Source organism: Paenibacillus roseus (assembly GCF_016424485.1).
Taxonomy (GTDB): Bacteria; Bacillota; Bacilli; order Paenibacillales; family Paenibacillaceae; genus Paenibacillus_D; species Paenibacillus_D roseus.
Window position 1 is genome coordinate 1 of sequence record NZ_JAELUP010000019.1, and the last position, 18,704, is coordinate 18,704.

The following is an 18,704-nucleotide window of genomic DNA, read 5'->3' on the forward strand; positions in this document are numbered from 1 at the left end:
AGTAATATAATTTTGAGAATACAAATCTAATATTATTTTCTTTATCTGACTCTGGATGTCAAAATAAATATTCTCATTATCTAAAGAATCATTTAAATCAAATTTTCTCTCAAATAATGAAGAATTACTATCTGAGATAGAGAGACTATAATAAAAAAGTATGTGTCTAATGCTTAGTCCCGATTTTTTGCTAAACGAATTAATTACAAATAGAACATTCATCATTTCTAAGAACGGATTATTGAAAAGCAATCTAAGTGAGACTGGCAAATTATTGTTCTGCATAATATTCATCCCTACTTATCCTATTATCTCCCCACCAAATTTCCTTTTCCCAATCATCAGCTAAAACATGTATTAAACCTTTATTTTCAAAATCATAAGGAAGGCATTCTTGTATAACCTTGGTTAGTCTCCCATACTCAAGACAACCAAATTGTTTATGAATTTCATCGATGAATAATTGACTGTCAAAATGACTACCATAACTTATCTTTTTAACATCCGAATACTTCATAGCGCATACTGTTAAGATTGTCATTATTACTCTCTCATCAAATCTTTTTTTCCTTAATTTCCTGATATATCTATCGGCGAAAAAGAAAAAATCTTTGCTTTGTTCGTAAGTCTCATTATCAATTTTCTCAAGTTTTATTTTTTTACAAAACAAGTTTTTGTTTAAGTCTTCCTTTATTTCTGGATCAGGTGGCTCAACAAAAAATTCGTCCTCATCAATTGATAACAAAGATGGCGGCTCACTTGAACTTATCTCATTTAATATTTTGCGAATTTCTTGTACATGGCTAGATTTTGTTGAATCATATGCTATTACTTCTAGCCTATACTTTACTTTTAAATCCGTGATAATCTCTTCACTCGGTCTGTCTAAAAGTATGAAATGCCTTGCTTGAAAAGTATCATTATAATCTTGTATGAGTTGTCTAATATATTCGTCATCAAACGAGAAGCCCATAAAAAGTAAAACGCAGCTCCCTGAAAGAAGAGAAAATAGTCTTTTATACTTTTCTTCTGAATATACTTGATTATACTTATTTCTTGTCAAGACAAGAGAACCTGTGTCTGAAATATTACCATGAAGATGCCAAATTCGTTTTGGCGATACATCCAAGACTAACTCGTGAGAACTAACAGAAGATTGACTTAGGATTTGTGGAAATAGCCGTTCACCTTTCAAATACTCATAAAGCCATTGATCATAATTTGTTGTTAAAATACGTTGAAAATCCAGTCGACCAATATCTGAATAATTATGTTCATCATCATTTGGGCACCTTACTTGTTTTCCTTGAACTAAACGGACTATCCCCTCTTGAATTTGCCTCTCATCGTATCTTCCATACCTCATTAATAAGTCTACCGCATTCCAATAATTTTTTGTGCTCAGCTCAAATTCTATTGCAGGTAAAAGCTGAGCTGGGACGTTAGCAGATAATTCATTTATTAAATCACTCCAACTTGGAATTTTAAAAGGAATTGATAATCCCGCACCGATAAAAGGAACTAAGCGCCCTTGAGAATAAATGTTCCTTAGATGTTTAATATTGTGATCGGTCATTCTTGCCCTCCCGAATACCTATATTGATATTAATAGTTCAAATTATCTACATTCATTTAATTTATTCGACATTTTCCTAAAAAACCCTTCATTATTTTGGTATTTATATGTGAAATCTTACAATCAAACAAGTTTCTTGTTACTCCAATTAGTTAGATTAATTCTCTTTAACACAATCATGCCTACTACTTTATTCGTCAAATAACCATATATTCAGATATAATAATATGAGAGGCAAGCTAACAGATTCAATCGAAATGCAAAAGCTAGCAACTAGAAATTACAAAATTCATGACACTAATTCAGTAAAATACTATGCTACATGAAATCAACATAGGAGGTCCCAACTATGCCAAACGAAACTTTAAAACAGTTTAAGCGGCAATTTCTCACGCTCGACCACTCAATCATGCAGACAATCGGTAAATACGGTCATATTACCGTTTCAGGCCTTGTAAAGCTAATGCCAGAAAAGCGGCCTAAGAATACGATTTACCAGCGGACAAGGGCGCTCACGGAGTGGGGTTATATTGAGGCAGTAATTGATAAACGTAAGAATAAGATTTTTCGACTTTCACTGCGCGGCGCTGATGAATTGGAAATGCAGGGTGTATCACTTCGTGGACGAAGTTTCTTGCAAATCGATTTAGCGCGGGAAGCATGGGCAGTGAATCAAATCGGCTTTATCGAATCTCTAGGCTTAGACGCACAACCTACAACGAAGCCATTGGACGCTGTAAGCAAAGGAGAAGCTCCTAAAGCATTGATCGTGGATAACCCTTATCAGCACACAGCCAAAACATTCCAACGTATCGAGGACTTTGTAAAAGCTGCATCGTCGAGCGCACCGCTTGATATAGTAGTTCTGACCGAACACCGAGCGGTTGAACTTCAAAGATACGTGAATACGAACAGTTATAACTTTACCGTTCTGCTTCAAGTCATTGATATTTAGTATGAATTTCTCCAATACCACATACTCATTAATCCGATATTTCCCCTTGAATTCGCACCTACTCGTTATTTTCCTCAATATCCGTATTCATCCAATCTGATTATTCCTCAATAACTCGACCGTAAAATCTTTTTCAATAATTATCCAATTAGGTAACTGCGTTATACTTTAACTTCACTTGGCCACTATTAGCTCAATAATTTGGTAATACCAAAAAAGTGAATATACAGATAATAAAGCTATACAATATCCCACCAAATATCGGCATACCGTTTAGAAAATAAACCGCTGAGAAACTTATCAGCGGTTTATTACATTCGTTTTATTAGATCATTTCCGTTAATGTCCAGCAGATCATATGCCTTGCCGACCATATCTTTATCTCGGCCGTAAAGATGATTAGCCTTCTCTCTTAATCCACTAAACGTTGTTACATAGTTTAATTGCTGAGCCATAAATTCACTATTGCAAAGCACCACCACTTGCTTACTGACAGATAACACATTTTGTTGAAATAATATTGCTTTTTCAGCTACTTCCGGCGAATAAACTACAGGTTCGCCATCTGGCGTCTTCATACCTCGATGATCAACAAAAATACTTAACTCGCCTTTAGAAAAATTGGAGGCAATTCCTGATAAGGTTTTAGACATATAATCTACATTCTCACCTGTTAATAATCCGTTAACCTGAAAGGATAGTATCTTTTTACTACTATCAATTTGGTAACTAAAGCGTTCTAAAAAAGGCACTTCAAAATCCTTTTTCAAATAAGCCAAGTTCGTTGAAAATCGCTCACTAGAAAACAAATATTCTATTGAAACATTGAGCGCGGCGGCTACCTTTTCAATATTTACAATACTGATATTGCGTTCCCCACGCTCCACACCGCTGATATACGTCCGATCCAGCCCAGCAAGATCAGCTAGCAATGCCTGCGATATGCCGCTACGAGAACGCAGCTCCCTTACCCTTTTACCAAACTCAGAGCGAATATCCACAAGACAAAACCCTCCCAAACATAAACAAATATCTCTATAATTAATATCGGATGAATAGGTCTTTGGTTGTAGGCCTAGGCAGATTTTCAATATATGTGACTTATAGTCCGTAGAAATACTTCATCACTGTAGACTACCATGGTAGAGGTTGAAAATAAAAATAACCGCCAGCGACTGCCTGACGGTTTACTTTAATTGGTCGGATCGTCCTGCCATTCGTCAATTTCAAATGGACTGACCTCTAATATTTTGCATATACGTAAAGCAATCTTAACAGTTGGGATCGATTTTCCAGATTCTAGTCGCTGATAGTACCTCAATGACACATCGATCATATGCGAGAAATCCTCTTGGACTATATTTTTCTTGTTTCTAGCTTCACTTAATTTCAAGGGGGATACTCCTAACGGCTTTACCCCTATGTTATCGAATAAAAATGCACTTTATAACGATATATATGTCGTGTATTATATATCGTAAACGAACTAAATTTGCTCAAAATAGGAGGCATACAAGAAATGAAGAAGATGATTGTTTTACTTGGCCTGTCGTTTCTCTTAACTATTGCACCATCATCAATATCTGCAAATGAGTCAGGATCAAAAATTACTATTAAGGTAAACGGATACACAATTCAAATGTATGAAGCTCCAGCTTATATTGATGGTAAGACGAGTTTGACTTATGTTCCTTTGCGCTTCGTTTCTGAAGCTTTGGGAGCAGAAATCGAGTATGTAAACTCGAAAACACCTATCACGACTACTATTGAAAAGCCTAAACACAACGAAGTTAAGGTTATGATCGATAGTAAAAAGGTCGAGGTTAATGGTAAGGTAGAGAATTACCCTGGCGCAGCTGTTTTACAAAACGGACGTACTATGGTTCCTCTCCGCGTTATCTCCGAGGGATTGGGTGCTAAAGTTAAATGGACACCTAACAAAGGTGGCGGTGGTACCGTAGAAATCAATACTCCTTGGGAGACTCCAAAACCGGCTGAAAGCGTGAAGTGGAGCCCTAATGAGCACCAAAAAGAATATGCACAGCAAGTATTTAAGCTGATTCGTTTCGATATTTCTAACAGCAACCTTAAAATTAAAATACCTTCTGTAAAAGGTAAGGACGTTTCGGCAGGACTTAGAATCAATAACAAGGAAGCACAAGCACTTAAGCTGGATACTCTATATGAATATAAAGTATCTAAGGGAATAAAACTCAACATTACAATTGCCGGAGATTACCAAGGTCAAAATGTTATTTTCGATAAATACACAATTTACTCGCGTGATATGTTGCCTTCCTATGTTGATGTTTCCGGAATTGCTGAAGATGGAGACTTGATTGTAGTAGATCAATTCCAAACCGTTGTTCCATTAAAAGCTGTTCTTAAGGCACTTGATTTCTAAAATAATTAGAAGGAGGAATGTTCAATGAAAAAAACACTAGTTTTACTATTTGGGGTTATCGCCTTTACGATTATATCGCCCTTGTCTACAAAGGCAAATACAATTTCGAATATTACCATTAAAGTAAACAGTCATACAATCAACATGTACGAAGCACCTGCTTATGTTGATAGTAAGACCAATCTGACTTATGTTCCTTTGCGCTTCGTTTCTGAAGCTTTGGGAGCAGAAATCGAGTATGTAAATTCAAAAACGCCTATTACTACTACAATCGACAAACCTAAACGAAACGAAGTTAAGGTTATGATCGATAGTAAGAAGGTCGAGGTTAATGGTAAGGTAGAGAATTACCCTGGCGCAGCTGTTTTAAAGAACGGACGTACTATGGTTCCTCTCCGCGTTATTTCCGAGGGATTAGGTGCTAAAGTTAAATGGACACCTAATAAAGGTGGTGGAGGTACTGTGGAAATCAATACTCCTTGGGAAACTCCAGTTCCAGATTTAACTGTTAAATGGAACCCTACTAAGGAGCAGAAAGAATACGCCACTCAAATCTTCAAGTCAATCCGTTTCGATATTAAGAACAACAACTTGAAAATTAATGTTCCTTCCGTTAAAAATAAAGCCGTAGGAGCAGGAATTATCGTCAACGGTAGCCCTGCTCAAAAATTGACACTCAACAAACTGTATGAGTACAAAGATATAAAGGGTCTTCAGTTAAATATTACAGTTCGCGGAGAAGTTGACGGAGACCCTGTAATGTTCGATAGCTACCGAATTTTTTCTAAGGATGTAGCTACTAACTACATTAAGCAGGATAGAGTTCCTGAAACTGAAGATCTTATAGTACTTGATATGGAGGGTAATGTTGTACCATTTGCAGCTATTTTACGCGCATTAGGTTTTAACTAATGTTTAGGAGGTATCTTGATGTTTAATAAACGTTTTATCGCATCCATAATGGTATTAGTTTCATAACTCCTATTAATACTGCATCTCCAAGCAAAAAGTATGGTAATTACCCTCAACATATATGGCACTCTAAAGGTTATTTTATACAAATTTCCTGGATCTAATAATCAATCATTCAAACAATACATAACAGGTGGTATCCTATATGAAAAGATCATTTCTCAGTTCTTTAGTGCTAATTGCATTGTTATTCAGTTCCTTGTCAGGTCTAGTTTATGCAGAAGAACCACAAAACCCCAAGACTGAAATAAAATCATTCTCTGACACAAAAGGGCACTGGGCAGAAGGGGCAATCAAAACAGCCGTTGCTAAAGGTTACGTCTCCGGTTATACAGACGGAACTTTCAAGCCTAATGCTGAAGTAACTCGCGCAGAGTTCTTAAAAATGTTGGTTGCTGCATTGAAGTTGGAAACCGTTGCGACTAGCGGTAATTGGTATCAGCCTTATATTGACGCGGCAACAAAGTCAGGATTTTACGCTAACGATTTCAAGTCTGATTCTTGGAACAAATCGATTCCTCGTAAGGAAATGTCGCTGTTGGCAGTCAGAGCAGGAATTACAGGTTACAAGAAAGACTATGATATCAACCGTAACTTGTATGAAGCTGCTAAGGCAGGCGTTATCCAAGGTGTAGGTAACGGAGAAATTGCTCCTGATGGTGTTACAACAAGAGCCTCAGCTGTTGTCGTAATTGAGCGTATTCTTGATATTAAGGCTAGAAAGACGCTGCCATCTGATAAATACGCTACGGGTGCTGCTGAAATACTTTGGCATAAAACGAATATCATGACGATGTTGCCTAGGTATTTTAGTAATAGTGATGAACAGTTCAATTCGGCATATCTTTCCGCTACTTATAATAAATTGGCAGACTACACTACTGATTTGATTGTCGTCGATCTGAACGATAAAAATGACCCTAATAAGAAACTAATTACGTCTGATTTACGTTGGGGTAGACATCCTAATTATTACGAAATTAAAGATGTGAACGCTTATGCGTTATTATCCGTAACAAAGATTAAAGTTAATGGTAATTCTAGTGAGACACATGTTAGGGCTCCTTATATCGAGCTTGATAATGATGATTGGAAAAAAACTTTTGGAAATGACACACGAGATATCAATACTAAAAATCCAAATACCTACTATAGTATTTTTCCTTGGTGGAAAGAATATGGCGTAGTTAAGATGGCAGTTGATCTAAAGAGTAATAATGGAAAAACCTTCACATTCGTTAAGGGTCAAATCATCCCTAAAGGTAATTTTAACTCTGATAAGCAATTTACCTTGACTTATGTCAAGATGGGATGGACAGACGGTGCTGTTGTGTACCGTTCTAAGATAGATACAAACTATAACCAGTAGGTTAGATGTGACATTACTTGACGACCAGTTTTCTGGTCGTCTTTTGTATTTCACCATATTTCAATTGACTTATATAAAAGCCCGCTCAATTGCTTCTGCTAGTTCGGCTTGGGACGGCTTCGAGTACCTCCTTGTCATATTTATATCAGAATGACCAGTAAGCTCGGCTATAGTGCTTATATCTATACCTTCAGCGACAAGCCTCCTTGCAAAAGTATGCCGCAGCGCATGGGGATGTGTACCGTATTTCTTTAGCATATGTTGAACGGCACGAACAGATAGTCGAATATTTTGATTACTAAGGAACAAAGAAACCTCATCGTCTTGTCGTACTTGAAGATATTGAACTATATGATAGCGACATTCTCTTGACAATGGAATCATTCTTTCTTTACCACCTTTCCCATTACGCACCTTCATTACCCCACTCCGCTCTTGAACAACGACATCAGTTCGATTTAATGAACAAAGCTCTGACACACGAACTCCGGTCTCTAGTAATAGATACACTATTGCTATATCTCTCTTATTGCAATCCTTCTCAACCTCTCTCTTTAACCTCTTTATTTCTAAGTTCTCTAACGATTTAGGAGCTGCTTGACGATTGTTTTGCGGTTTGATACGCCTTATATGATCTACGATATCGGGACGCTGTATAAACCGGGCATAGACTCGTATACAAGCATAAATCTTATCGACTGTTGAAGCACTTTTACCTTCCTTCTCTAAAGCCTTAATATAAGCTTGTATATCGTACCTTGTAAGCTCCGTTAACCCGCCACCGTTCCGATCTACCCAATGACAAAATGCTTTCATAATTCTACGATAAGTAGTGACTGTATTTTCTGCTTTCCCCTGTCCTGCTTGATCAGAGAGAAAGTGTTGAACTTCTACGACATTTTTTTTCAATGTTAATCCCTCCTAAAATAGGACTTCCACGCAAAATCAAAGCATTCATCCTGCGTGGAAGTCCACTTCTGCGCTATTTCTTCAAGCCCAATACTTGTTCACCTTATGAACATTTCTCCGAATTCGTTCTGATGGCTTCATGTAAACAGACCAAAAAAGTCTCCTACAACTCTAAAATCATAATCTTCAATCAACAAACTGAGAGGTAAAGCACCATTAATCGGGTAGTCGTCATTCACGATTCTTCCGAATGGCGTTATCTTCTTTGGCACTCCCCAGAAATCGCCATCTATAAATTCTATAGTATATTTTCCTGCTTTGGGATTACTTGCAGATTGAATAACATCCCCAAGATAAACAGTTGTATTATCAATATCATTAGCACCGGTCATCGGAAGGAATTTAATCTTCTCTACATGTAATAATCGACCGTCCTCAGCAATCAGCGTCTCACCTACCATTTTCATAATTGTAAATACTTGATTGTTATGCAAAACTTTAAAGTTATTAATTGATTCCATTCCTTTTCCTCCTAAAAAATATCGTTGTAACTCATATTAGGAACTTTACTTGCTAATAATGATTTACCTAATTGATAAGCAGAGAATTGATTCCTTGGCCAAGTTTCCAAGTATTCCAAAAACTCTGCATCATCCATGAAAGGTACTCTGAACGCTGCATCAGTGCCTATACCGGAGGCAATGAACATTCCTGCGTATCCTTGATCAGGTATTTTTCTGTTTGCTCGATCATCACCATAAATGAGCATGGAGGCTTGAGTGCTTAAATATGAAGACATTTTCACAGCGATGTTATCCCGAATACCTGTTGAACCAATTGACTTTGCATCCGGACGCTGTGTACTTAATAACATGTGAATTCCAGAAGCTCGCGCTTTCTGTAGAAGCAGTTCGGTATGGTGTATGCTTGGCTTCTGAATACTCATATCACTATGCCCCATTACAGTGGCAACTTCATCTATAAAGCACACTATACGCGGCAGCATCGGAAGCCCTCTTTGGTCGCGTACAGCTTCATAGCCCTCAAAATTTTTGAATCCATTCTGTTTTAGGAATTCTGCCCGATTAGACATTTCTTGTACAAGTGCAGCACTAAAATCAGGGAAATGTTCCGCATCTTCGATCACAGTATAGCCCTTGGAGCGAAACGGAAAGAATTCTAGCCCATTCTTAAAATCCACAAAATACATCAGAATATTTTTTTCCTTCATTTGCCGGATGATATTGTTGATTGTTACTGACTTTCCACTATTGGTTATTCCAACAACCATCGCATGAGGTTGAGCAATAAAATCCCAATAGACGTTTCCTTTCACATCTTTCCCGAGTATGATTTTTCTCCATTCGTTGGGAATAGGCGTTTCATTGTAGGTCACAAGGGCTGGTAGTGTTGTTGTTATCAACTCTATCGCTGTTACTCCAACCTCTTTATAATTAGCATGAATTTTATAAACTCTTTTTCGAACCAAACTTTCTATGACAGCTTCTCGCTTGGCATACTCATTTGCAGGAATCCCTTCAATTCGAAAAATATGCCATTCTGTTGCACTCTCCGTCCTATATTCAGGCGAGGAATAAGATGCTTTAGAAAAATTCTGCTCGATAAATCGCCGCCAAATTGCATCAAGCGGATTGTCGGAGACCGGTTCCAGGACAAAATGGCTATTGCTTTGAATAAGTTCAACTTCATCTCTCAACACTTCATCATATCTGTTATAGCCTTCCGCTTGTTTCTGCTGTAATCTCAGCTCATGGAGTGCTATTTTAACTTGCGCGACCTTTCTCAAATATTTATCTTTCAGTAAGTGCGCAGCTTGGAAATGAACTTCCCCTAGGTTTGTTTGGAAAAGGTATTCAGCAGAAGTCCGATTAATAGCTCTAATGATGGGAAACAGCTTGTAACCTCCACGAATGCAAAGAATGAAAAAATAAAGAGCATTGATGATACTTATTGGTATCCAATGTAATGGAAAATCAATTAGCCAATGGAGTGACACAACTGAAACCATAGCCACTGCGTCACCAACTAATAGCCAAAAAAATCGTAATCTGATGGTGGGAACACGCAAACCTAGTCTGAAAGCTAACCGAAAGTTCATAGACGTTTGCGGCCATTTAACCGATTCATATCGACTGATTAACTGAACAGCCCAGTTAATCGTTACCTGTGGGACTTTTCCGTTCTCGTACCATGCTTGATTAGATAAGTCAGCAAGTAAGTTATAAGCACGAATAAGATCGTTTCGTGCTGACTCTACCCAAACCTGAATAGTTTTCTTATTAACGCGTTCTTGATCATCTTGATAAAACCACATAACAAATCGTTGAACTCGTACTAACTGAATACTCTGTAGCCGTTGAAAAAATAAACCAGATAAACTAATGCTTTTTTTAGTAAACTCTCTTATATGCTGTTTACTGAACATTGATCGCTCCTCCATAAATATCAGCAGCTTGTGCAAAAGGCAGCTACTGTTTGGCATCAGTAAATAATTGAATTAGTAAGTCATTCGTTTCACGGTCATATAAATAAACCGTACCGTTCTCGTACCGCAAGTAGTTTCCATTATGTGCAGCTTTCAATAACTGATTCACTTCATGTTCAGTTAATAAATGCCGAACAAGTCTAGTTATATCTTCATAATGGAGCTGATTAATCAGAGGGTTATAAGTATCACGAATGAAAGAACATAGACAAGTTGCAAAAAGTCCTGCATTCTGTCGATTAATAAATGCTTGAATATTTGTCATGTCAGAACGGCTAATAAGCTTTCTAAATCGTTCTCGTAAATCCTCTGTATTTAATGCATTATGATTTGCTGGCTTTGACTTACCGTTACCTAAAAACATCCAAGCTAAAATAATGATTATAATAAGCCAGCCTACAATCCCTGAGATATGATTCAAAGGCAACGACCTCCTGATTTCTCAAGTGGGGCGTCTTAAACACGCCCCTATTCACTTTTCGTAATAAAGCCACAATAAAGTTTTAATAGTCACTGTAGATGTAGTAAGCCTTATTCAAGGCGCAAGGGGTTTTGCAGCCGCTATGGCGCAGGAAGCCTTATTCAAGGCGCAAGGGGTTTTACAACCGCTATGGGCGTAGGAAGCCTTATTCAAGGCGCAAGGGGTTTTACAGCCGCTATGGGCGCAGGAAGCCTTATTCAAGGCGCAAGGGGTTTTACAGCCGCTATGGGCGCAGGAAGCCTTATTCAAGGCGCAAGGGGTTTTAGCCGCTATGGACGCAGGAAGCCTTATTCAAGGCGCAAGGAGTTTTACAGCCGCTATGGGCGCAAGAAGTCTAAGTTAAATGCAAATCAACGAATTTTCCGTATTGTTTCAAATATCCCATTTCAATAACTCCGATTCCGGTATTCCTTCCCTTTGCGATAATAATTTCAGTAATGTTTTTCTTTTCGCTATCGGAATTGTAATAGTCGTCTCGATACAGGAAGTCGACCTCATCTGCATCAAATTCAATTTGCCCTGATTCCCTTAAATCAGAAAGCATCGGACGTTTATCCTGCCGTTTCTCGCTGTTACGATTAATGGCACTTATCGCTATAACCGGACAGTCATTTTCTAAAGCTATTTGCTTCAAAGAACGGCTAATGTAACCAAGTTCAGCTTCCCGATTAGGAAAGCGTTGACCCCCGTTTACCAGTTGCAGATAATCAATGTAAATTACCAAATTGTTATGTTCTCTTTTTAACCATTTCACTTTGTTTCGAATGCTTTGTATCGATTGACCTTGCTTCGCGACAACGTAAATAGGCAATTTAGATAAGACGGAACGAGCCATTGTATACTTATACCAATCCTCATCATCCAATAATCCAGTTCGAAGTTTCAACCTGTCGATATGCCCGATCACCGAGATTAATCGATCTGTAAGCATTACACCAGGCATCTCCAAACTAAATATCCCCGCCGCTGTGCCGCTTTTCGCTGCATTTAACGCTTCATTCAACATATAATCACTCTTACCGATTGAAGGACGAGCGGCAACAACTATCAATTCTCCTTTCTGTCTGCCTCCAGTGAACATATCTAATGCGGAACCTGCCGTTTTAACTCCGGTTAGTCCCTTATGTTGAACCCGGCCTTCCATAACATCTTCATGACCTTCAGCACTTTTAGCGATATGGATAAAACCTTCTTCCGGTTCTAATTGGTCTGAAAGTCTTGAAACATCCTCTGTAATCTCAGAAAGGACTTCTTCAAAATCGTCCCCCTCTGCTATAGCAGACAAACTCTTTCCAAGTGCTTGTTTCAAATTCCGAAGTCGATGCTTTTCCAGTAAAATATCAACATAATACAAAATGTTAGAAGCTGTGGGCACAGAACCGGCAAGCTGTGACATATAGATTACGCCGCCCACCTCATCAAGCTTCTGTTTCTTCTGTAAGATTTCCGTCAATTGAACAAGGTCAATTGGTATGTTTTGATCCGCAATCTCAAGCATTGCCTGATAGATCGTTCGGTGAGCTTTGTGATAGAAAGCTTGTTCTGGCGCTTTCTCACGAACAGCATCAATTGATTTCGGCTCTAACAGAATTGCTCCAATAACAGCTTGTTCAGCCTCTAGGTTGAATAAAGGAGGATCAATCATATGCTGCCTCACCCTTTATTACTGCTCTGTAATGCCATTCCTCCATCATTTTAAGGCGATGTTGGGTTGCCTCTTTCAGTTGGAGGTAGTTTGCAAGTTCTACCTCCAGAGGTTTTCTAATATCCGCAATCGTTGGAGGATACTTTTCCGTATAAACATGCTGACGTAAATTACTCAAAGCAATTTCAAACGGAAAATCCTCCAACATATTGTGCCAAAAGGTCATTTTAACTTCATCAATCGAAAAATTTTGATAGGCATTATTAATAATCAAGAATAGTTTGTTAAGTTCATTCCGTGTCATCCAGTTCCTCCCTGATTGCCAGAAGCAACATTTCATTTTGCCTTTCTTGACGGCTCTGGTACCGGCTTGGCTGTTCCCTCATAGTGGGGGTTGCCTTAGTAGTGTTTAAAGTTCGCCAAGAATCCAAAATAGGCCGCTCATAATATGCAAAACTATTAACGGTTTCGCCACGTTCAATTTTTTTTGCATAGGTTTCCCTCATCCGCTGGATAATAAAGTTAATAGGGATGCCGTTTAAGGAGAACATTTCTATGACCTCTCTATCCTTTCCACTCAGGCTCCTTTTGCCGTGTAAAGAGCAATATTCACGTTCTACAGTCTCATACGAAGTCGCTCTATAAACAGCAATTTCTGTATTTGTTTCTTTAATACTTTCTTTAGGAATATCCTCTCTCTTAGACTCATATGGCTTCGTTGGGCTTTCGAGTAATTGATTCGATAAATGTTCGTTATTTTCAGTAATTATTTCGATAATCTCACAGTTCTCGTTTTGATTACTCAACAATTCAAATTGGTTATTGTTTTGAGAACCTTTTTTAAGATTTAGTCGCAGCAGATGTTGAAAAACTTCACTCTCCCAGCCACTGACTACTTCAATCTCCCAATCCTGAACATTTTGGTTTATGGCAAAGGTACTTTCAATCTTGTCCCAGTGAAGTACTTTTTGTTTAACCAAGCTATTTAAAACATTAGTAATATTCGTCTTACCTACTCCACATAGCTCAAAACTTATAAGCTTTGGGATATAGGCATTCGAACGTTGACACCCGTAAGATAAGCGCAGAATCATTAAAAGTACGCTTAGCTGACGTTTTGTAAAGTCCCGTTGAATAAGCTGTTGGTAGATACTGTTGCTAATTGCTGTAAAGCCATTAGTTTTTATTTTATTCAAGTAATTTTGAGGAGCATCCATTTATACTTCCTTTTAAAATCATTCTGCATAGGCATTATTCTCCACTGAACAAGTAACTTGATTCAATATCCACTCATCAAGAAAGGACTTTCGAGTAAAGATTCGGTTGCCAACACGATAGTGAGGCAAATGTTTCCTTTGTACCATTCGGCGAATAGTGTCTACAGAGCAACGCAAGTATCTGCTCATTTCATAGATATCGAGCACTTCATCGTTTTGCATAGCTTTCTCCTCCATCTTCTTATTTTCAAAGCCAAGTTCAGTGAACTTTTATCTGCCTCAGTTGTCATTAATATGCTATTCCATGCAGCGCTTTGTAAATTAATTATATCAACATAACCATCACTTTAGTCAATTCCTGAAATTTTTCTTGCTACAAGTGATGGTTTTGGATATAATTTTTCCTAGGAGGTGAACTAATTGAAACTGTCCAAAGACTTAAAAATTGGAAGTAATATAAAAAAATTAAGGAAGGAAAGACGAATAAAACTAGTTGATCTTGCAAACAGCGTAGGCATATCAAACTCTTATTTAAGCCAAATAGAAAACGGGCATAAACCTATTCCATCCTTGAAAGTCCTCGAAAAAATATCACTCAGCCTGCATGTTCCTTTCCATCAGTTTATCGAAGAGGCCGGAGGAAATTTTTCAGATAACAGTCCCGATGATGGAGAAGCCGAAAGAGAACATAATCAAGAAGTTGAGTTGTCCAACTTTCTAGAAATTAGCGACTATTTAAGATATTTTCCAGACATAACATGTGATGGGGTTGTGATCCCAAAACGAATCAAAGATCAGATTTTGGACTTTTCGAAATACCTGATGACTAAAGAAAAGGATTGATAACAATGGCCAGCATCGAGAAACGAGGAGAAAACTCTTGGCGGCTTATCGTAGAAATCGGTACAACGGCTCAAGGGAAACGTCTTAAAAAGACCAAAACAATTAAAGTCGAAGATAAGGCCATTTTAAAAACGAAGAAACGGCTAAATGATTATCTAAACGATGAATTAGTTAAGTTCAGGATTGAGGTTGAAGCCGGGGAATACATTGCACCAGAGAAAATGCGCTTCTCGGCCTTTGTCGAAGAGTGGGAAAAGAAATATGCAGTAAAGCAGCTTGAGGTAACTACTCTAAACACATACAAGCGTTGTTTAAAAAAACGGATTCTTCCTGTATTCGGCCATCATAGGCTTGACCAGATCCAACCTATTCATATCCTAAATTACTTGGATTCACTTGAGCAGGATGGCAGTCGATTGGATGGAAAAGAGGGGAGGTTATCATCAGGCAGTGTATTTATGATGTATCGAATTTTGAAGAATATCTTTAGCCGTGCTGTTGAATGGAGAATTATCAAAAGCAATCCCGTAGCCGATAGCGCACGCCCTCGCGTCACATATAAGGAAACTAAAGTTTACACTGAAGAGGAAGTTGGTAAGTTATTTGAAGTTCTTCAAAATGAACCATACCACTGGAGAATTATGATTACACTAGCTCTAACTACAGGGCTGCGTCGTGGAGAATTGCTAGGTTTAGAATGGAAACATATTGATTTAAAAAATGGGGTTATAGACATTAGACAGAGCATTACAGCATACAAGGATGGAGAACCTATTATTAAAGAGCCTAAGACAAAGCACAGCTTACGGAAAGTAGCTCTTCCATCCTCCATTACTGCTGAATTGAACGACTACTATCTGCATTGTCGAAAAGAACGGATGAAACTAAAAACCGTTTGGAAACGAGACGAATACTTTTTTCTATTTTTCAATGAAGAAGGTAAGCCGTTCTATCCAGAAACGCCTTACCTTCACTTTAGAAATCTTTTATTAAAACACAACTTGCCTTACATTACATTCCACAGCCTTCGTCACACATCAGCAACCTTGCTGCTCAATCAAGGCGTTCATGCTAAGATCATTTCTGAACGACTAGGACACGCAAATATAGGCACAACAATGAACATCTATGGACACGTATTGAGATCAGCCGACCACGAAGCGGCGAACAAGTTTGACTCCATTTTGCCGAACATCAAGGCAAAATAATCCTCCTTAAAATTATTCCGTCCCCATATTGTCCCCAACTAAAAAATTAATCACTCAAAACCCTTATAAACTAAGGAACAAACGACTTCCACATGCCCCGTCCACGGGGTACGGTGCATTTTTTTATGATCTGTTATAGTCGATAATTTGCAATAATTATGTAGGTTTGGCGCTGTATCCCCGATAATGCCGGGGCAGTCATGCGGTAATATCTTTTATTGTTTTCTTCACATTACAAACACTGTTTCTTTTTATCGCACCGAGTTTTAACACCAAAATCGCACCAAATACCAGCGGCCAATTGCTTTAGATAACGGCCCCATGAGGCGCGCTACCAGTTTCGGGTACTTCCCCGGTAAATACCGCATCGGCTAGTACCCGGTCGATAATCAGCATGGCCGATAAGGCGCTGCGTAGATGCTGCGTTTCGGTCTGTTGGCCGACGGGGCCTACCAGTTCGCCTTCCAGGTTCGCAGCTTCCAGCTGTACAAGCTGTACCGCGAAGCGGCTACCGATTACCGTTCCGTCTTCCCATATTATCGCAGCGGCCTGGCCGCCTACTTGCCCCCCAGCTGTAAACCGCATTTTGAACCGCCCCCTTGTTTGGATAAACAGCCTGTAGAAGTAAAGAAGTCTTTACTATTATATATGTAATTTTTTATACCGTCATTTCGTTACTTGCAGATAATAGGTATTACCTAGAGATAAATCTAGCGCCTTACGTTCGCCCTAATGTATGCTTATCAAAAAAAGGTGCTGTAGACAATGGATAACTACGAATTATTCAAACAGAATACTGGGACCGACATCAGTCGGAAAGAATTCGAAGCGGGAGTATCGTTCATGAACGGTAAGATGGAAGGACACCCTGCTTTAATTGCGGCTTTACGCGAACATGCTTGGAAGATCGCTGCCCCATATATTAAAAAAATCGTTGAACGGCGGGTTATTCAAGATCATAATGCCGCTGCCAAAAAGACCGACGAACAGGATAAATGAATGAAAGCCGCGTAGCTGGGCTGTGTCCCATCCTACGCGGCTTTCTCATTTAAAGTTGTTTAGCGCTCTGATAATTTTCGCTTGTCGGCGTAATTACGTTCTGTATGCTCACAGGGGGCAGCTTCACTTCTGCGCTTACTTCCTCCAGGACTGACTTTCGAATCTTGGACAAGTCGTTAGTGTATTGGTAATGATCTACCCAGGCCCATTCCTTAAAATCCGATTCCGACAATGCTAACGGCCCCATTAAGCCGTACCGTTCTTCTTTGCCTGTAAAGCGCATTACAGCGTTTGCTGTGGTGTGCTGGACATGCGCAAGGCTTTGGTTTACCTGTTGCATTTTAACGAACACAGCAGCCAGTTTTGCCGTATACGCCTGCCTGTGGGCGTCCAGTTCGTCCAGCAGTGGTTGGAATTCCTCCCGCAGTAGGCTACCGTCTGCGATCCGGCGACGAATTTCAGCCTGGACGTTCATAAAAGCTACCGCCATGCCATCCGGGTACGGCTTTTTTCCCGCGTCCTGGTTAGCCCGTAGGCGCTGTAATCTCGCTTCGGAGATAGCTATCACTCCCTGGGCCTTCGCTACGTCTGTCGCTAGTTCAGGGTCTTCCAAGGCCTTTTCCAACAGGGTGTTATACTGCTGCCGGGCTTGGTCTACTTCCGCAGCTGCGGCTGCCAGTTGCCCGTTATTCGCTTCCTGGGAAGCTTCGAACACTTTAATACTCTCCAGCATGTCGTCGTACGCCTTAATCATGGTTACATTCCTCCAAGTTTGTTTTATTTGTTGATTCCGACTTGTTGCAGTATTCCGCTTACCGTTACGTCTTCTTTTGACTTCGCGGAATAACTGCCGATGCCGACGCCCCCGCTGCTTTGCTCTGTAAGCTGGCGTCGTTCAAGTCTCTAGCGGCTTCAGGTGTGTAAAACAGGTTCGGTTCTTGGGCAGCCATCTGCTTTAATGCCCGGTTTACGCTGGCCGGGTCTAGTTCTCCGCGTTCGTCGTATTGGAGCAACTGCCTGTATTCCATGTCTTCCAGGGCAAGGACAATCTGCCTTGCTTTAAACGGCTGGAGCGGGGCGGCTTGACGTTCTACAGCCTTTTCTAATTCCTGTCTCTTTCTCATGCTTTCATTCCTTTCTTGTTCAGCCATTCAGTAACGCAGACTTGTTCCCTCCAGTCAAGATAGAGGCCGCGCCCTTTGCTTGTTGATACAGTTTGCTAATAAATTCCTCGTAAAGTTGTTCCCCGTCCATACCTTCGGTGGCTTGGATATGAATGTCTCCAATTGTAATACTACTCGACGTATTGCTTGCCTGGGCTGCTGGGGCTGTTGGGGTCACTTTACCCGCAGGAATGTCTAGCGGCGCGGCAGAGAAGCCGCCAGGCTGTGCTGCGGTTTCCTTCGGCGTTATCCCCGTAATTCCCAGATTGTGAACTGCCCCGGTTATCGCCTTAGCAAGACTTTCTGCATTTACCTGCGCGGTGAGGGTAGCAGGACCTTTGGCCTTATTAGTTACAGGCGAAGGCATGTTTACTTCGGGCGCAGCCATCGGCGCTATAGGAGCAGCCATGTTCACCACGGGCGCAGCCATCGGCGCTATAGGAGCAGCCATGTTCAC

Annotated in this window: 23 protein-coding genes; 7 read left to right on the plus strand and 16 right to left on the minus strand. The window is 39.7% G+C overall.

The window, feature by feature from the left end:
* Both JFN88_RS24435 and JFN88_RS07185 read right to left on the minus strand, forming a co-directional pair.
* Positions 1-294 (minus strand): hypothetical protein (locus JFN88_RS24435; protein ID WP_233167529.1); only part of this gene is annotated, 294 nt, incomplete at its 3' end.
* Positions 272-1,576 (minus strand): SIR2 family NAD-dependent protein deacylase, encoded by a 1,305-nt coding sequence (locus JFN88_RS07185; protein ID WP_199018652.1) that lies wholly within the window; start codon positions 1,574-1,576, stop codon positions 272-274. The genes JFN88_RS24435 and JFN88_RS07185, both read right to left, overlap by 23 nt.
* A 349-nt stretch (positions 1,577-1,925) precedes the next feature.
* Here JFN88_RS07185 and JFN88_RS07190 point away from each other — a divergent pair, with 349 nt between their 5' ends.
* Positions 1,926-2,531 (plus strand): hypothetical protein, encoded by a 606-nt coding sequence (locus JFN88_RS07190; protein ID WP_199018653.1) that lies wholly within the window; start codon positions 1,926-1,928, stop codon positions 2,529-2,531.
* Positions 2,532-2,842: 311 nt separating this feature from the next.
* On the opposite strand, the gene JFN88_RS07195 is transcribed toward JFN88_RS07190, so the two are convergent.
* Entirely contained in the window at positions 2,843-3,532 is a 690-nt protein-coding gene (locus JFN88_RS07195; RefSeq protein WP_199018654.1) for a helix-turn-helix domain-containing protein, read from the minus strand.
* Between the two features lie 191 nt (positions 3,533-3,723).
* On the minus strand, positions 3,724-3,924 hold the full coding sequence (locus tag JFN88_RS07200) for a helix-turn-helix transcriptional regulator (RefSeq protein WP_199018655.1): 201 nt from the start codon (positions 3,922-3,924) through the stop codon (positions 3,724-3,726).
* 126 nt (positions 3,925-4,050) lie between these two features.
* Here JFN88_RS07200 and JFN88_RS07205 point away from each other — a divergent pair, with 126 nt between their 5' ends.
* The 3 genes from JFN88_RS07205 (at position 4,051) to JFN88_RS07215 (ending at position 7,276) form a co-directional block, all read left to right on the plus strand.
* A complete protein-coding gene (locus tag JFN88_RS07205) occupies positions 4,051-4,935 on the plus strand; it encodes a stalk domain-containing protein (RefSeq protein WP_199018656.1) in 885 nt (294 codons plus the stop codon).
* Between the two features lie 24 nt (positions 4,936-4,959).
* Positions 4,960-5,847 (plus strand): copper amine oxidase N-terminal domain-containing protein, encoded by an 888-nt coding sequence (locus JFN88_RS07210; RefSeq protein WP_199018657.1) that lies wholly within the window; start codon positions 4,960-4,962, stop codon positions 5,845-5,847.
* Between the two features lie 205 nt (positions 5,848-6,052).
* On the plus strand, positions 6,053-7,276 hold the full coding sequence (locus tag JFN88_RS07215) for an S-layer homology domain-containing protein (RefSeq protein WP_199018658.1): 1,224 nt from the start codon (positions 6,053-6,055) through the stop codon (positions 7,274-7,276).
* Between the two features lie 69 nt (positions 7,277-7,345).
* Here the strand turns inward: JFN88_RS07215 and JFN88_RS07220 are convergent, their stop codons facing one another.
* From JFN88_RS07220 to JFN88_RS24805, 8 genes are all read right to left on the minus strand, one after another.
* Positions 7,346-8,185 (minus strand): tyrosine-type recombinase/integrase, encoded by an 840-nt coding sequence (locus JFN88_RS07220; protein ID WP_199018659.1) that lies wholly within the window; start codon positions 8,183-8,185, stop codon positions 7,346-7,348.
* Between the two features lie 137 nt (positions 8,186-8,322).
* Positions 8,323-8,706: a hypothetical protein gene (locus JFN88_RS07225; protein WP_199018660.1), complete on the minus strand. Its 384-nt coding sequence runs from the start codon at positions 8,704-8,706 to the stop codon at positions 8,323-8,325.
* 11 nt (positions 8,707-8,717) lie between these two features.
* Entirely contained in the window at positions 8,718-10,631 is a 1,914-nt protein-coding gene (locus JFN88_RS07230) for an FtsK/SpoIIIE domain-containing protein (RefSeq protein WP_199018661.1), read from the minus strand.
* A gap of 43 nt (positions 10,632-10,674) precedes the next feature.
* Complete coding sequence (locus JFN88_RS07235; protein ID WP_199018662.1) at positions 10,675-11,112, minus strand: hypothetical protein; 438 nt, start codon at positions 11,110-11,112, stop codon at positions 10,675-10,677.
* A 394-nt stretch (positions 11,113-11,506) separates the two neighbouring features.
* A complete protein-coding gene (gene dnaB / locus JFN88_RS07240) occupies positions 11,507-12,817 on the minus strand; it encodes a replicative DNA helicase (protein ID WP_199018663.1) in 1,311 nt (436 codons plus the stop codon).
* Positions 12,810-13,121, minus strand: a complete 312-nt coding sequence (locus tag JFN88_RS07245; protein WP_199018664.1) for a replicative helicase loader/inhibitor — start codon at positions 13,119-13,121, stop codon at positions 12,810-12,812. The genes dnaB and JFN88_RS07245 overlap by 8 nt, the downstream gene beginning before the upstream one ends.
* A complete protein-coding gene (locus JFN88_RS07250) occupies positions 13,108-14,034 on the minus strand; it encodes a replication protein (RefSeq protein ID WP_199018665.1) in 927 nt (308 codons plus the stop codon). Before JFN88_RS07250 ends, JFN88_RS07245 begins: the two co-directional genes overlap by 14 nt.
* 18 nt (positions 14,035-14,052) lie before the next feature.
* Positions 14,053-14,271 carry a helix-turn-helix domain-containing protein gene (locus JFN88_RS24805; protein WP_332908445.1) on the minus strand — a complete coding sequence of 73 codons (219 nt, stop codon included), beginning with the start codon at positions 14,269-14,271 and terminating at the stop codon, positions 14,053-14,055.
* A gap of 183 nt (positions 14,272-14,454) precedes the next feature.
* On the opposite strand from JFN88_RS24805, the gene JFN88_RS07260 reads away from it, so the two are divergent.
* Entirely contained in the window at positions 14,455-14,877 is a 423-nt protein-coding gene (locus tag JFN88_RS07260) for a helix-turn-helix domain-containing protein (RefSeq protein ID WP_199018667.1), read from the plus strand.
* A 5-nt stretch (positions 14,878-14,882) separates the two neighbouring features.
* Positions 14,883-16,085 carry a site-specific integrase gene (locus JFN88_RS07265; protein WP_199018668.1) on the plus strand — a complete coding sequence of 401 codons (1,203 nt, stop codon included), beginning with the start codon at positions 14,883-14,885 and terminating at the stop codon, positions 16,083-16,085.
* Between the two features lie 306 nt (positions 16,086-16,391).
* On the opposite strand, the gene JFN88_RS07270 is transcribed toward JFN88_RS07265, so the two are convergent.
* Positions 16,392-16,670 carry a hypothetical protein gene (locus JFN88_RS07270; RefSeq protein WP_199018669.1) on the minus strand — a complete coding sequence of 93 codons (279 nt, stop codon included), beginning with the start codon at positions 16,668-16,670 and terminating at the stop codon, positions 16,392-16,394.
* Between the two features lie 180 nt (positions 16,671-16,850).
* On the opposite strand from JFN88_RS07270, the gene JFN88_RS07275 reads away from it, so the two are divergent.
* Positions 16,851-17,084 carry a hypothetical protein gene (locus JFN88_RS07275; protein WP_199018670.1) on the plus strand — a complete coding sequence of 78 codons (234 nt, stop codon included), beginning with the start codon at positions 16,851-16,853 and terminating at the stop codon, positions 17,082-17,084.
* Positions 17,085-17,133: 49 nt separating this feature from the next.
* On the opposite strand, the gene JFN88_RS07280 is transcribed toward JFN88_RS07275, so the two are convergent.
* The 3 genes from JFN88_RS07280 to JFN88_RS07290 all read right to left on the minus strand — a co-directional run.
* Positions 17,134-17,838 (minus strand): hypothetical protein, encoded by a 705-nt coding sequence (locus JFN88_RS07280; protein WP_199018671.1) that lies wholly within the window; start codon positions 17,836-17,838, stop codon positions 17,134-17,136.
* Between the two features lie 64 nt (positions 17,839-17,902).
* A complete protein-coding gene (locus JFN88_RS07285; RefSeq protein WP_199018672.1) occupies positions 17,903-18,208 on the minus strand; it encodes a hypothetical protein in 306 nt (101 codons plus the stop codon).
* Between the two features lie 19 nt (positions 18,209-18,227).
* The coding region (locus JFN88_RS07290) for a hypothetical protein (RefSeq protein ID WP_199018673.1) at positions 18,228-18,704 on the minus strand (477 nt) is incomplete at its 5' end.

Coding starts and splice junctions, on each gene's coding strand:
- JFN88_RS07215 (WP_199018658.1), top strand. CDS start 6,053: ATGAAAAGATCATTTCTCAGTTCTTTAGTGCTAATTGCATTGTTATTC.
- JFN88_RS07230 (WP_199018661.1), bottom strand. CDS start 10,631: ATGTTCAGTAAACAGCATATAAGAGAGTTTACTAAAAAAAGCATTAGT.
- JFN88_RS24805 (WP_332908445.1), bottom strand. CDS start 14,271: ATGGAGGAGAAAGCTATGCAAAACGATGAAGTGCTCGATATCTATGAA.
- JFN88_RS07225 (WP_199018660.1), bottom strand. CDS start 8,706: ATGGAATCAATTAATAACTTTAAAGTTTTGCATAACAATCAAGTATTT.
- JFN88_RS07280 (WP_199018671.1), bottom strand. CDS start 17,838: ATGATTAAGGCGTACGACGACATGCTGGAGAGTATTAAAGTGTTCGAA.
- dnaB (WP_199018663.1), bottom strand. CDS start 12,817: ATGATTGATCCTCCTTTATTCAACCTAGAGGCTGAACAAGCTGTTATT.
- JFN88_RS07185 (WP_199018652.1), bottom strand. CDS start 1,576: ATGACCGATCACAATATTAAACATCTAAGGAACATTTATTCTCAAGGG.
- JFN88_RS07245 (WP_199018664.1), bottom strand. CDS start 13,121: ATGACACGGAATGAACTTAACAAACTATTCTTGATTATTAATAATGCC.
- JFN88_RS07190 (WP_199018653.1), top strand. CDS start 1,926: ATGCCAAACGAAACTTTAAAACAGTTTAAGCGGCAATTTCTCACGCTC.
- JFN88_RS07285 (WP_199018672.1), bottom strand. CDS start 18,208: ATGAGAAAGAGACAGGAATTAGAAAAGGCTGTAGAACGTCAAGCCGCC.
- JFN88_RS07205 (WP_199018656.1), top strand. CDS start 4,051: ATGAAGAAGATGATTGTTTTACTTGGCCTGTCGTTTCTCTTAACTATT.
- JFN88_RS07275 (WP_199018670.1), top strand. CDS start 16,851: ATGGATAACTACGAATTATTCAAACAGAATACTGGGACCGACATCAGT.
- JFN88_RS07210 (WP_199018657.1), top strand. CDS start 4,960: ATGAAAAAAACACTAGTTTTACTATTTGGGGTTATCGCCTTTACGATT.
- JFN88_RS07265 (WP_199018668.1), top strand. CDS start 14,883: ATGGCCAGCATCGAGAAACGAGGAGAAAACTCTTGGCGGCTTATCGTA.
- JFN88_RS07270 (WP_199018669.1), bottom strand. CDS start 16,670: ATGCGGTTTACAGCTGGGGGGCAAGTAGGCGGCCAGGCCGCTGCGATA.
- JFN88_RS07250 (WP_199018665.1), bottom strand. CDS start 14,034: ATGGATGCTCCTCAAAATTACTTGAATAAAATAAAAACTAATGGCTTT.